Source organism: Kitasatospora sp. NPDC127067 (assembly GCF_042724755.1).
In the GTDB taxonomy this organism is placed as follows: Bacteria; Actinomycetota; Actinomycetes; order Streptomycetales; family Streptomycetaceae; genus Kitasatospora; species Kitasatospora lactacystinica.
The window spans coordinates 69,152-82,528 of record NZ_JBHXEM010000001.1; the positions used below are offsets into that span (position 1 = coordinate 69,152).

Sequence of the window (13,377 nt, forward strand, 5' to 3'; positions counted from 1 at the left end):
CGAATCAGCCCGAAACCATCCCCTCGGGTGACCCGAGCAGGTGCGCGAGCCCGTCGGCCAGGCCCCCGCGCCAGCACGCGTAGTCGTGGCCGCCGTTGAACTCGCGGTAGGCGAGGTCGTAGCCGCGGGCCGTGAGGACGTCGCGCAGGTGGCGGTTCTGGGCGAGGAGCATCCACTCCTGGAGCCCGACCTCGATCCAGAAGCGGGCGGGGCGCCGCTCCTCGGCGGCGAAGCGCCGGGTCAGCCATTCGCTGCCCGCGTCGAACTCGGTCTCGTCGGGCCACCAGAAGGAGCCGGACTGGGAGAGCGCGTTGCCGAAGCGGTCCGGGCGGCGGTAGGCGGCGTAGGCGGCGGTGAGGCCGCCCGCGCTCTGGCCGGCGATCACGGTGGCGGCCGGGTCGCCGCTCGCGCCGAACTCCTGTGCGGCCCAGGGCAGCAGGCGGTCGGCGAGGAGGTCGACGAAGCCCGGGTTGCAGCTCAGGTCGTCCGGCCGCTGCGGCCCCATGGTGTGCATCAGCAGGGTGACGGTGGGCGGGATGGCGCCGTCGGCCGTCAGGTTGTCGAGGGTGTCGCCGACGGAGAGCACCTCGCCCCACATCTCGCCGTCCAGCAGCACCGCGACCGGGTACGGCCCGTCCTCGGCCCGGTGCCCGGCCGGGAGGTGGACGTCCACCCGCCGCCCGGCCACCGCGTGCGCGAGCGTGCGTCCGCGTGGCACGTCGTCGCGCCGTGTCACGTACGGCTGCGCGGGGGCGGCGGGCAGGCTGAGCACCGAGGCGGGGTGGCGGCCGTCGCGGGCGGGCAGCCGGGGCTCGGTGTCGTACGGGTCGGGGCGGGCCTGGTCGAGGACGCGCAGCCAGTCGGGCCGGGTGGTGCCGGGAGCTTCGCCGTGGAACGGGTACAGCTGGTACGAGGCGCGGTGGTCCTCGCGCAGCCGGTAGGTGATCGCCCATACCCCATTTGACTGACGCTTCATCAGATGCGGTGTCAGGTCCCCGGCGTGGCGGTCCTTGTCGGTGACGGTGTGCAGTAGCGCGAGCACGCCGTCGCAGTCGCCGTCGTGATGGGTGAAGGTGACCAGGCGGTAGGCGGGGTCGTCGGGGCAGAGGGCGACGAGCGGGGTTTCCACAGCAGTGACTCCAAGAGGCTTAGGCGGGGCTGCCCTTGCGGCCGAGCAGCACCCAGAGCAGGAAGGGGCCGCCGAGGACGGTGGTGACGATGCCGACGGGGATCTCCACCCCGGCGAACAGCACTCGGCCCAGTGTGTCGGCGAGCACGACGAGCAGGGCGCCGGTCAGGGCGGAGCCGAGCACGGGGACCCGCGCGGGCACGGCCAGCCGTCCGGCGATCACCGGCGCGGCCAGGGCCACGAAGCCGACCGGCCCGCAGACGCCGACCGCGAGCCCGGCCAGGGCGACGGCCAGCAGCAGGCAGGCGAGTCGGACCCGGCCCGGGTCGACGCCGAGTGCGGAGGCGATGTTGTCGTCGAAGCGCAGCACCGCCAGTCGCCGGGCCACCGCGAGCGCGACCGGCACCAGTGCCGCGAGTCCGATCAGGACGGGCGTGGCGACGGCGAGGTCGCGTCCGTTGAGGCTGCCGTTGGTCCAGATGTACAGCGATCCGGCCGAGTTGAGCGAGCGCCGGGCCATCGCGACCTGGATGACGGCGGAGGCGAGCGCCGACATGGCGAGCCCGACCACCAGGATCCGGTAGCCGCGCGCGCCGAGTCCGCCGGAGGCCAGGGTGACGACCAGGACGGCGACCAGTGCGCCGAGCGGTCCGGCCCACCAGGCGCCGAAGGTGCCCGCGGTGCTGGCGGAGATGAGTACGGCGGCGGTCGCGCCGTCGTTGACGCCGAGGAGTTCGGGGGTGGCCAGGCGGTTGCGGGCGAGGGTCTGGGTGAGGCAGCCGGCCAGGCCGAGGGCGGCGCCGGCGGCGAGTCCGGCGACGATCCGGCCGAGCCGGAACTTCTGCACCAGCAGGACGTCCAGCCGGTCGCCGTAGCCGAACACGGCCTGGAAGGTGCGGGCGAGGTCGAGTTCGCTCTGTCCGGCGTGCGCCGAGACCACGACGGCGGCCAGCAGGGCGCCGGCCAGGCCGAGCGAGGCCAGCAGTGCCCGGCGCGGCAGCAGCAGCGACCATGTGCCGTGGCGCAGGGTCAAGTCCGCCTTGGGTGGCGCCGGTTCGCCGCTTCGTGCGGCCGGTGTGGACTCGGCGGGGTCGGCCATGGCCAGGGCGGCGGAGTGCCGGGAGCGGACGATCGCGATCAGGGCCGGGGCGCCGATCAGCGCGACGATCACCGAGACCGGCGCCTCGAAGGGCCGGGCCACCACCCGGGCGAGCACGTCCGCGCCGGTCAGCACGGTGGCGCCGAAGAGCGCGGCGAGCAGGGTGAGTCGGCCGATCCGGGGGCCGGCGACGGTGCGGGCGAGGAAGCCGGAGAGCAGCCCGAGGAAGGCGATCGGCCCGGCCAGCGCGACCGCCGAGGCGGTCAGCAGGGTGACGGCGACGGCGACGGCGGCCCGGGTGGCGCCGGGTCGGTGGCCGAGGCCCCGGGCGAGGTCGTCGCCGAGGGCGAGCGCGGTCAGCGGGCGGGTGGTGAGGGCGGCGAGCAGGAACCCGGCACCGAGCACCGGAGCGAGCTGGCGCAGGGTGGTCCAGCCTTCCACCCCGGCCAGCGAGCCGAGCACCCACACCCGGTACCGCTCGTACGCCTCGGGGGAGTTGACGATCAGCACGTCGGTGAGTCCGCGGAAGATCGCCGCGACGGCGGAGCCGGCGAGCACCAGCCGCATCGGCGATCCGCCGCCCCGGCTGCTGGCGACCAGCAGCACCACGGTGCTGGCGAGCACCGCGCCGCCGAAGGCGAAGGCGAGGTAGCCGAAGGAGGTCTGCACGCCGAGTACGGCGATGCCGAGCACGACGCCCAGCGAGGCGCCGGCGTTGACGCCGAGCAGGCCGGTCTCGGCCAGCGGGTTGCGGGTGACGGACTGCAGTTGCGCCCCGGCGACGCCGAGCGCGGCGCCGACCAGCAGGGCGATGAGGGTGCGCGGCAGCCGCAGGTCGCCGACGACGAGGGCGAGCCGGCCGTCGGCGCGGGCGCCGTCGTGGTTCAGCAGGTAGTCCAGCACCCGCCCGGGGCCGACCTCGCCGGCGCCGACCGACAGCGAGAGCGCGGCCAGGGCGAGCAGGAGGACCGCCGCCGCCGTGACGGCCGGCCAGGTGGGGCGGGCACCCTCGGGCCGACGGCTCCGCCGGCCCGGTGGCGGCGAATCCGGCGCGGTGGCGGGGGGCGCCGCGCGGACGCCGGCTTGCGAGAATGTCATAAGGTAAGGCTAACCTAATGGCCGAGCTCGTCCCGTGGGGCACCCCCGTCCCGTCGAACTTCTCGGACCCCGCTCAACTTCCGTACCACCGTTGCCCGGAGGCACCCATGCCGTTCGCCCGTCGCCCGCTCAGCCCCGTCCGCCGCCGTGCGGCCCAGGCGCTGGCCGTCTCCGGGGCGGCCGCGCTCCTGCTCACCGGCTGCGGCTCCTCCGGCTCCTCCTCGTCCTCGGGCTCCTCCACGGCCGCCTCCCCGGCGGCGGACGCGGCGGGCGGCGGCAAGCGGACCGTCAAGGACGCCACCGGCAAGGCCGTCGAGGTCCCCGCCGAGCCCAAGCGGATCGTCACCCTCACCCAGGAGGACCTGGACGCGGTGCTCGCCCTGGGCGTCAAGCCGGTCGGCATCACCAACGGCCAGGGGCTGGCCGAGCCGCCCGCGTACCTCAAGGACAAGGTGCAGGGCATCCCGGTGGTCGGGAACCTGCTCCAGCCCGTGATGGACAAGGTGATCGCCGCCAAGCCCGACCTGATCCTGGCCGGCGACATGCAGGACGAGCAGGTGCTCAAGCAGCTGCGCGAGATCACCCCCGCCACGCTGGTCACCATGGCGCCCACCGACGACTGGAAGCTCGCCTTCCGCGGCATCGGCAACGCCGTCAACAAGCTCGACCAGGCCAACAAGGTGATCGGCGACTACGACGCCAAGGCCGCCAAGGCGGGCGCCGAGCTCACCAGGAACAAGGGTGCCGCCGTCTCCATCGTGCGCTGGAACCCCACCGGCCCGAGCTGGATGGAGAAGAAGCAGTTCGCCGGCGGCGTCGCCCTGGACATGGGCCTGACCCGCCCGGCCGCACAGGACAAGGACGGCAACGCGCACAGCCCGGCGCTCAGCCTGGAGAAGCTCAACGAGATCGACGGCGACTGGCTGTTCCTGTCCACCCTGACCGACGACGGCAAGGCCGCGCTCAAGGACGTCCAGTCCAAGCCCGCCTACCAGGAGCTGGGCGCGGTGAAGAACAACCACGCCGTCACCGTGGACGGCTCGGTCTGGTCCACCCGGGGCGGCCCGCTCGCCGCCGACGTGGTCATCGGCGACTTCGCCAAGGCACTCGGCGGCAACTGAGCGCACGTCGAACCAGGGGGAGCTGCCATGGAGTTGACCATCCAAGGGCTCAGCGCCGGCTACGGGCCGGGGCGCCCGGTGCTCGGCGGCGTCGACCTCACCGTGCCGGCCGGACAGGTGGTGGCGGTGGTCGGTCCGAACGGCTGCGGGAAGTCCACCCTGCTGCGGTCCGTCGCGAGGCTGCACCGCCCGGACGGCGGGCGGGTCCTGGTCGGCGGCGAGGACGTGTGGCGGCTGCGCCCGCGCCAGGCCGCCCACCGGGTCGCGCTGCTGCCGCAGAGCCCGCAGGCCCCGGAGGCGGTCACCGTCGCCGGGCTGGTCCGCTACGGCCGCCATCCGCACCAGGGGCTGTTCCGCCAGTGGTCGGCGGAGGACGAGCGGCTGACCGCCGAGGCCCTGCGCGCCACCGGCGTGGAGGACCTCGCCGACCGTCGCCTCGACCGGCTCTCCGGCGGCCAGCGCCAGCGCTGCTGGCTCGCCATGGTGCTCGCCCAGGACACCCCGGTGGTCCTGCTCGACGAGCCGACCAGCGCGCTCGACCTCGGGCACGCGGTGGAGGTGCTGGAGCTGGTCCGCCGGGTCGCGGCGGGCGGGCGGACGGTGGTCATGGTGCTGCACGACCTCGCGGCGGCCGCCCGCTACGCGGACCTGCTGGTCGCGCTGCGGGACGGCGCGGTGGTGGCCTGCGGGCCGCCGCGCGAGGTGGTGGACGCGCCGCTGGTGCGGGCGCTGTACGACATCGACAGCCATGTGCTCGCGGCGCCGGGCGACGGTGCGCCGGTGATCGTGCCCCGGGCGCCGTCGGTCTGACGGGGCGGAGGGACGAGCGGGGCGGCTGCTTTCGAGCAGCCGCCCCGCTTTTTTTCGCCTCCTCGATCACTCGTTCGAGTGGTTTGAACTTTGCATGTCACGGCCCGAGTTCACCCCGCCCGTCGCGTTGTCAGTGGGCCTCGCTACGTTCCTCGCATCGCTGGTCAGCAGGCGATCGACAAGTGTTTCCCGGTGGGAGGAGTACGGCCGTGGCATGGGTGGAGACGGACGCGGGAGGGTACCGCGTCGCGCTCGACGGGGAGGGCAGGGTGGCGTGCCGCAACGCGGCGGGGCGCGACCTCAAGTCCCTGCCGTCGAAGCTCGGTGACGACCGCGTGGTCATCCAGCTCAAGCAGCTCGCCGAGTGGCTGGCCGCGCACGAGCGCGGCTGCCTGGAGGACGTCGAGCGCTGGATGGTCCGCTCGCTGCCGGTGCCCGCCGCCGTGCTCACCGCCGTGTGGCCGGACGAGGCCTGGCAGGGCGTCCTGAAGGACCTCGTGGTCACCACCACGGACGGCTCCGTGGCCGGCTTCCTGCGCGGCGTCGACGCCGAGCGCGGCCTCGGCCTGGTCGACCTGGACGGCGACACCGTGCGCCTCACCGACGGCGAGGTGCTGATACCGCACCCCGTCCTGCTCCAGGACCTCGACGAGCTGCGCGAGTTCGCCGTCGAACTCGGCGTCTCCCAGCGTGTCCAGCAGCTCTACCGCGAGGTCTGGCACCGGCCCGCGGAGCTGCCGGCGGACACCGAGGTCACCACCTACGCCGGCGGTCGCTACCGCGAGCTGCGCGAGCTGGTCGGGCGCTGCACCCGGCTCGGCTGCCGGGTCCGCGGCGGCTCCGCCGTCCAGCCGGTCACCGAGGGCGGGCGCACCGTCGAGGCCCGGGTCTGGGTCGGCGACTACTACGAGTACGACGCGTGCGAGACCGGCGCGCTCAGCTGGGCCGGCCCCGACGGCCGTGCCCTGCCGCTCGCCGAGGTCGGACCGGTCGCCTGGTCCGAGGGCATGCGGATGGCCGCCGCCCTGTACGCCGGCCGCACGATCCAGGGGGAGGAAGCCGCATGACCGCCACCGCGCACCCGACCACCGCGCACCCGACCACCGCGACGCCCGAGGAGCTGCTCGACGCCGGGGCCGTGCTCCCGCCCGGCACCCTGCCCGGGGCCGGCCGCCCCGACAGCGCCGCCGACGTCCTCACCGCCCGCGGCTACACCCACCCCGCGCTCGACGGGCGCCGGATCGTCCGGCTCGTCCCCGGAGCGCTCGGCCCGGCCGAGGACCTCGCCCTCGACTTCCTCGGCCTGGCGCCGGAGGCCGCGCCCGCCGAGGTCGGCCAGGTCCGCCAGGAGGCGCTCGGCTTCCCCGCCTGGGCCCTGGTCCACGACCCGGCCAACGGCCACCACGCGCTCGCCCTGGTCAAGGAGCTGGAGCGGCTCGCCCGTCAGGCCGCCTCCAAGCCCGGCGCCGCCAAGGACGGCTTCGACGAGCTGTCCGTCCGCCTCGGCCGGGCCGTCCCGCACTTCCTGCCCACCTTCTGCGAGGAGGTCGGCCGGATCTTCCTGCGCCACGAGAACCGGACCTACGCCGCCGCCTGGTTCGGCAAGGCCCGCGAGGCCGAGCGCACCCACGGCCTGGCGGTGGACGAGGAGCGGTTGCGCGCCGTCTTCCTGGAGTTCGCCCTGGCCGGCGCGCTCACCGTCAAGTCCCTGCGCCAGTACGTCAAGGAGCTCGCCCAGCGACTCGACCCGCTGACCGCCTGGCAGCGCTTCCGCCAGCTGTGCACCGAGCGCTCCGCGGCCGGCATGGCCCCGTACGCCGGGGTCGCCGAGGACGCCCGCGCGCTGATCAAGGCCGCCGGGCTGGACCGCGCCGAGCACGAACGGGCGCTGCTCGCCGAGCTGCTGGACTCCCCGGCGGTCACGCGGGCGCCCGCCGCGTTCTGGAAGTCCTGGCACGGCGCGCTGGTCGAGCTCGGCCGCAGCGACGCGGCGGTCCGCGCCCGCCTGCTGGAACTGCTGCCCGACCCGTCCTCCTCCGAACCGGCCGCGCACGACACCGCCTGGCTGGCGCTGCTCGCCGAGACCGGCGCCGAGGACCTGCTCACCGGCCCCCGCCCCGAGGGCGCCGAACCGGCCGCCGCCTGGCTGCAGCGCTGGTGCAACCACCACGGCCGCGGCTGGCGCAGCCGGCCCACCTGCCCGGACACCCTCGCGCTGGCCGGCCGGATGGTCGAGCGGCTCAAGGCCGACGCCGTCCCGGTGGACCTCCACACCGGCATCCGCGCCAGCCGGACCAGGATCGACCTGCTGGACCTGCTGCTCACCGCGGGCGTGCCGGTGGCCGGTCCGTCGGACGGCCTCGGCATCGAGCTGCACGACTGGGTCTCGGAGTGCGGCCCCGACAGTCCCACCCTCGCCGCCGTCGGCGCCGACGAGCGCTACCGGCCGCTGCTGCGCCGAGCCGCCCCGGCCGCCTGGAAGACGGCCGCCGAGCGCGAGGTGTCCGCCCTGCCGCTGCTGAACGAGCTGTTCGCCGAGTGGGCCGAGGAGCGCTCCGAGGAGCTGTTCGCCGCCCGCGGCCTGGCCGCCGCCGCCGACCTGGTCCGCGCGTTCGGCCAGCACCGTACCGCCGTCCGGACGGTCGCGCCGGCCGTCGCCGACCGGGTCGCCGCCCTCGACGTCGCCGCGCTGCTCACCGACGCCCTCCGGGCCGGCATCCTGGACGAACTCGGCTGGCCCGCCCTGGAGGAGGCACTCGGCAAGATCGCCGACCCGCCCGCCGCCGACGCCCCGCAGCACCCCGTCCCCAGCCTGGGCGGCGCGGGCCTGAGCGGCCTGGTCGTCGAGGACGCCTGGCCGCACCTGATCCTCGCCCGCCTGGACCGGGCCGTCGTGGTCGGCCCGGAGGGCATCGTGCTGGAGCACACCCTCCGGCTGCCCGAGGAACTGCACCAGCGCAACCGGATCCGGCTGCGCCTGGTCGACGGCGAACTGCTGGTCGTCTGGTCCCACGAGGGCAAGCAGCTCGCCTACTGGTCGAGCCGCCCGGACGAGCGGTTCGAGCTGGAGGGCGAGACCATCGCCGGCTACTACTACGGCGACCGCGAACCCGAGCTGCCCTCGCTCCAGCTGCCCGGCGGCGGCCGCACCACCGGCGAGCGCCCGCTGCACGCCGGCGACACCCGGATGCCCGACGAGCACCCCGTCCTCGGCGACGGCACCGGCTACTGGACGGTGCGCCACGCCTCCGACGGCGAGGCCGTCCTGCGTGAACTCGACCCGGCCACCGGCGCCCTGGGCCGCGCCGCCGAACCGCCGGTGATCGCCGCCACCGCCCAGGCCGGCCGGCTCGTCCGGAAGAGCACCTGGCTGCTGCCGCTGCAGCCCGGCCTGGAGCGGACCCCGCTCGGCACCGACGGCACCGTGCTCGGCAGCTGGGCCAGGGTCGAGCCCCACAAGGCCGTCACCACCTTCACGGCCGACGGGCAGCGCATCGTGCTGCCGCTGACCGGACACCGGTCGGACACCGTCCCGGTCGGCCGGCTCGCCCTGCCGGGCGCGGCCGCCCCGGTGGTCAGCCACACCTCCGGCGAGCACTTCTCGCTCAACCTGCCCGATCTCACCGGCCATGCCGACCGCACCGTCGACCTGCACCCCTGCCACGCCGGTGAGCTCTCCGCCGCCGGCACCCCGCTCGTTCCGCCGTTCCCGCACTGGCACGCCCTGCGCCCGCGTGACGAGGCCGGCTCCACGGTGCTGCGCGGCGTCACCTCCGAGCAGGCCGCCCGGCTGATCGACGCCGCCTGGCCGACCGACACCGAGCCGGTCCCCGAGGACGAGCAGTGCTGGCTCACCGTCCAGGGCGTGCGCCGCCCGCTCGCCCGACGCACCCCGCGCACCCTGCCCGTCCCGGAGGTCGGCGCGATCCTGCCCGGCATCGCGGACCAGCGGCTGCTGGCCGGCGTCGCCGGCCTCGCCCGCCTCGCCGCCGACCTGCTGGACCGGATCGCCCGGTTCGCCCCGCAGCCGGAGGCCGAGCGCCCGAGCACGAAGCAGAACACCGAGTGGCAGCCCGAGCACGGGCGCGACCACGAACTGCGCGACGCCGTGCGCGCCGTGCTGCCCGAGATCGGTGGCTTCGGCAACAACTGGGGCTCCGCCGCGCACTGGTGGGTGCTCAACAACCTGCGTGCCGTCACCGGGGTGCTGGCCGCCCCGCCCGCCGCCGACGGCGAGGGCTGGAGCAGCCCCGCCACCGTCACCCTGCGCAACGGCGACGTCAGCCACGGCTGGCTGCACCTGCTCGGCCGGGTCCACGCGCTGGCCCACGCGGTGGCCTCGCCGTTCACCGAGCCCGCCCACCGCTCCTCGCTGGTCCTGCTGCTCGGCGAGCTGACCAAGGGCCCGCTGGCCGACCGTGGCACCACCCTGCGCGAGATCGTCCTCGCCGAACAGGTCCCGGCGGCCGTGAACGCCACCAGCACTCGGCCGGTCGCCCAGCGCCAGGGCGAGGTGCTGCGGCACGGCGGGCGCACCGTCGTCATCCTCGGCCACCAGCGGCAGTACACCGACGGCACCGTGCACTGGCTCGCCGTCGACCACGACCCGAGCGGGGAGTTCGGGCCCGTCGCGCACTTCACCACGGTCGAGGAGCGCGACACCGGGGAACTGGTCGACGCGGCCTGGGTCGCCAAGTTCTGGAACACAGCCGCGCTGCGCGGCGCCGTCCCCTGGGACGCGGCCAGGGCCGAGGCCTTCAGCGGGCTCACCGGCATCGGCACCGCCCGCTCCGCCCTGCTGCTCAGCCCGCCGTCCGGCCTGCTGTACTGGACCGACATCGTCGTGCCCGCCGAACTCGGGCTCAAGGCCGCCGATGTCAAGGCCGCCCGGAACTGGCTGCGCGGACACGACCACACCGGCCTCGCCGCCGTCTGGGGCGCCCTGCTGCCCGCGGACCCGGAGACCCTGTGGACCGACGGCCCCGACCTCGCCGCCGGGGCCGAGGAGTGGATCCGGCGCTTCGGACGCCTCGTCACCCTCCCCGAGGAGGCGCTGGCCACCGTCCAGGGCGTGTCCATCGACACCGTCGAGGCGGTGCTCAACCTCTCCAGCACCCCGTGGCTGACCCGCCGCACCCCCTTCCGGGTCGTCAGCCAGGACGGCTCCGGCCCCCGGCTGGTCCCCGAGGACGGCTCCGCCGTACCGGACGTCGGCGCGCTCGCCTCCACCGTCGCCGCACTGCGCTGGCTCGCCTACCACCTGCCCGCCGACAGCCCGCTGCGCCCGCTGCTGCCCGCCGCCGCCACCGCGCTGCGCGAGCGCCTGGCCGACCCGGAGCTGCTGCTCGACCTCCACGCGACCAACACCGTCAAGGGCAAGCCGCTGGCCGCCGTCCTGCGCACCCACTTCGGCCTGCCCGCCGAGGGCGGCACCGACCCGGACGGCATGGTCCGCTGCGGCCCGGCGCTCGTCCTGATGCCCCACCACGAGAAGTACGAGCGGATCTGGCTGCGCCCGGCCGCCCTCACCGGCCCCGACGACCCGCTGCTCGAACTGATCGGGGGGCTCGCCGACAGCCACTGGTACCGCACCGAGCGGTCGGCCGTCGAAGCCGTGCTCCGGGGCGAGCCGGAGCAGCTGGTCGCCACCGCTGCTGCCGCCACCACCACCGTCCCGGATCCCGGCGAGGGCCCCGCCTGGCTGCAGAACCCGCAGCTGTCCGCCCCTGAACTGGTCGCCGAGGTGTCCCGCACCCACGACCTGGGCGAGGACGCCGCCACGCTCTACCTCCAACTGCTCGCCCTGCCCGACCCGACCGACCGCAACACCGCCCGCTGGACGGGCTGGAAGCCCGCCCGGCTGAAGAAGGCCCGCGCCGAACTCGCCGCCACCGGCCTGGTGCTGGAGGCCAAGCGGGCCCGGGCCGGCCGCGGCCTCTTCCTGCCCGGCGGCTGGCAGGAGGCCAAGTCGCCCGGCCTGCCGGCCGAGACCTGGAAGGCCGCCCTGTACGAACTGCCCACCCACCGGCCGGCGCTGGTCCCCCTGCCCGTCCCCGAGCTGTTCGCCCGGGCCTGGCAGCGGACCGTCGACGGCGACGCCCCCGGTTACGAAGAGCTCCAGACCAGCAAGCGCAGGAAGGCCCGCCGATGACCGCCACCGAGACCACCCCCGGCGCGACCGCCACCGTCGCCGCCGCGGACCGGCAGACCGTCCCGCCCGAGGAGAAGTACGCCGCCGAACTGGAGTTCCTGGCCGCCCACGACAGCGGCCCGCGCCCGCCCGGCTGGCGGCTGACCCCGCGCGCCGTGGTCACCTTCGTGATGGGCAGCGGCGGCGAGAAGCTCAAGGCCGGGCGCAAGGGCCTGGTCATCGAGCCGAAGTTCGTCGGCGAGCGCGCCCTCGTCGAGCGCTGCGTCGTCACCCTCGCCGGGGAGCGCGGCCTGCTGCTCGTCGGCGAGCCCGGCACCGCCAAGTCCATGCTCTCCGAACTGCTCGCCGCCGCCGTCTGCGGCACCAGCGCGCTCACCGTCCAGGGCACCGCCGGCACCACCGAGGACCAGCTCAAGTACGGCTGGAACTACGCCCTGCTGCTCGCCAAGGGGCCCAGCCGCGAGGCCCTCGTCCCCTCGCCGGTACTCACCGCGATGACCGCCGGCGCGGTCGCCCGGGTCGAGGAGGTCACCCGCTGCCTGCCCGAGGTGCAGGACGCCCTGGTCTCGCTGCTCTCGGAACGGCGCATCGCCGTCCCCGAGCTGGCCGGCACCCCGGACGGGCAGCTGCACGCCGCGGCCGGCTTCACCCTGATCGGCACCGCCAACCTGCGGGACAAGGGCGTCAGCGAGATGTCCTCGGCGCTCAAGCGGCGCTTCAACTTCGAGACGGTCGGCCCGATCGGCAGCCTCGCCGCCGAGGTCGACCTGGTCCGCCGCCAGTCCACCGCCGCCGTGGCCCGGGCCGGCGCCGCCTACGCCGTGGACGACGCCGTCCTGGAGGCCCTGGTCACCGCGTTCCGCGACCTGCGCACCGGCCGCTCCACCGAGGGCTGGGACGTCGAACGCCCGTCCACCGTGATGAGCACCGCCGAGGCGGTCTCCGTCGCCACCTCGCTCGGCGTCAGCGCCGCCTACCTGTCCGACGGCGGGGACCTGCTCGGCCGGCTGCCCGGCCAACTCCTCGGCGTGGTCCGCAAGGACGAGCCGGCCGACGCGGCCCGGCTGCTCGGCTACTGGGACGGCCCGGTCCGCCGCCGCGCCGAACAGGGCGCCGCAACCTGGCGCACCCTGTGGGACCTCCGCTCGGCACTGGAGGCCTGATCCGATGAGCAGCGCGGAGATTCCCCGCCCGGACGACGCGGACCGGACGGTCCGGGCCGAGGCCGACCGGCTGGCCGCCTCCGGCACCGGCCGCCCCGGGCCCCACCTGATCGGCGTGCGCCACCACGCGCCGTCCCTCAGCGCGGTCGTCCCCGCGCTGCTCGACGCCGCCCGGCCGGACGCCGTCCTGGTCGAGCTGCCGGCCGAGTTCCAGCCCTGGCTCGGCCGGCTCGCCGACGAGGCCACCCTGGCCCCGGTCGCCCTCGCGGCGGCCCCGACCGGGCCCGAGGAGGCGGCCGGGCCCGCCTTCTACCCGTTCGCCGACTTCTCCCCGGAACTCGCCGCCCTGCGCTGGGCCCGGCGCAACGGGGTGGAGGCCATCGCCTGCGACCTCCCGCTCGCCCACCGCGCCGCCGCGCGGGCCGGGGAGGGAGTTGGGGAGCGGGCCGGGGAGTCGAGGCGCACCGGCGGAGGGCCGGGAGCACCCGGCGTCGCCGACGCGCTGCGCCACCGCCTCACCGGCCGGGACGCCGACGAGGACCTGTGGGACCGTCTGGTCGAGACGGCCGCCCCGGGCTCCTCCCCGGAGGCCGTCCGGCGCGCCGCCCTGCTGGTCGGCTGGGCGCTGCGCCGGGACGCCGAGAGCGGCCCCGGGGGCGGCCCGGGCGCCCGGCCCCGCCCGGCCGGGGGGGGGGGCCGCCGGCCGGCCCCGCCGTCGCGCCGGGTGGGGGGTGGTGCCCCCCGGGGGGGGGGGGGCGTCCGGGCCGGCGGCGGGGGCCCCCGGCGGGAGCTGCACGGTGTTGACC

At 75.9% G+C, this 13,377-nt stretch carries 7 protein-coding genes and 1 pseudogene; 6 read left to right on the forward strand and 2 right to left on the reverse strand.

All coding sequences use genetic code 11. The features are described from left to right. Positions 1-4 precede the first annotated feature (4 nt). Together fes and fhuB are read right to left on the reverse strand one after the other, a co-directional pair. Positions 5-1,138: pseudogene (fes, locus tag ACFWJ4_RS00320) on the reverse strand (enterochelin esterase); the annotation flags it as partial. Between the two features lie 10 nt (positions 1,139-1,148). After that, positions 1,149-3,326 (reverse strand): Fe(3+)-hydroxamate ABC transporter permease FhuB, encoded by a 2,178-nt coding sequence (gene fhuB, locus ACFWJ4_RS00325; RefSeq protein ID WP_380537827.1) that lies wholly within the window; start codon positions 3,324-3,326, stop codon positions 1,149-1,151. Positions 3,327-3,433: 107 nt separating this feature from the next. On the opposite strand from fhuB, the gene ACFWJ4_RS00330 reads away from it, so the two are divergent. The 6 genes from ACFWJ4_RS00330 to ACFWJ4_RS00355 form a co-directional block, all read left to right on the forward strand. Then, on the forward strand, positions 3,434-4,447 hold the full coding sequence (locus tag ACFWJ4_RS00330) for an ABC transporter substrate-binding protein (protein ID WP_380537829.1): 1,014 nt from the start codon (positions 3,434-3,436) through the stop codon (positions 4,445-4,447). Between the two features lie 27 nt (positions 4,448-4,474). Then, positions 4,475-5,257, forward strand: coding sequence for an ABC transporter ATP-binding protein (locus ACFWJ4_RS00335; protein ID WP_380537831.1), 783 nt, complete (start codon positions 4,475-4,477; stop codon positions 5,255-5,257). Positions 5,258-5,466: 209 nt separating this feature from the next. After that, positions 5,467-6,324 carry a DUF4132 domain-containing protein gene (locus ACFWJ4_RS00340; protein ID WP_380537833.1) on the forward strand — a complete coding sequence of 286 codons (858 nt, stop codon included), beginning with the start codon at positions 5,467-5,469 and terminating at the stop codon, positions 6,322-6,324. Continuing rightward, the gene (locus ACFWJ4_RS00345; RefSeq protein ID WP_380537835.1) at positions 6,321-11,408 is read left to right on the forward strand and encodes a hypothetical protein; all 5,088 of its coding nucleotides are present in this window, start codon (positions 6,321-6,323) and stop codon (positions 11,406-11,408) included. Before ACFWJ4_RS00340 ends, ACFWJ4_RS00345 begins: the two co-directional genes overlap by 4 nt. Then, positions 11,405-12,571 carry an AAA family ATPase gene (locus tag ACFWJ4_RS00350; protein WP_380537837.1) on the forward strand — a complete coding sequence of 389 codons (1,167 nt, stop codon included), beginning with the start codon at positions 11,405-11,407 and terminating at the stop codon, positions 12,569-12,571. Before ACFWJ4_RS00345 ends, ACFWJ4_RS00350 begins: the two co-directional genes overlap by 4 nt. Before the next feature lie 4 nt (positions 12,572-12,575). Next, the coding region (locus tag ACFWJ4_RS00355; protein ID WP_380537839.1) for a DUF5682 family protein at positions 12,576-13,377 on the forward strand (802 nt) is incomplete at its 3' end.

Excerpts from the sequence above, each read along its gene's own strand:
- ACFWJ4_RS00335 (WP_380537831.1), top strand. The coding sequence starts at position 4,475 with ATGGAGTTGACCATCCAAGGGCTCAGCGCCGGCTACGGGCCGGGGCGC.
- ACFWJ4_RS00345 (WP_380537835.1), top strand. The coding sequence starts at position 6,321 with ATGACCGCCACCGCGCACCCGACCACCGCGCACCCGACCACCGCGACG.
- ACFWJ4_RS00350 (WP_380537837.1), top strand. The coding sequence starts at position 11,405 with ATGACCGCCACCGAGACCACCCCCGGCGCGACCGCCACCGTCGCCGCC.
- fhuB (WP_380537827.1), bottom strand. The coding sequence starts at position 3,326 with ATGACATTCTCGCAAGCCGGCGTCCGCGCGGCGCCCCCCGCCACCGCG.
- ACFWJ4_RS00330 (WP_380537829.1), top strand. The coding sequence starts at position 3,434 with ATGCCGTTCGCCCGTCGCCCGCTCAGCCCCGTCCGCCGCCGTGCGGCC.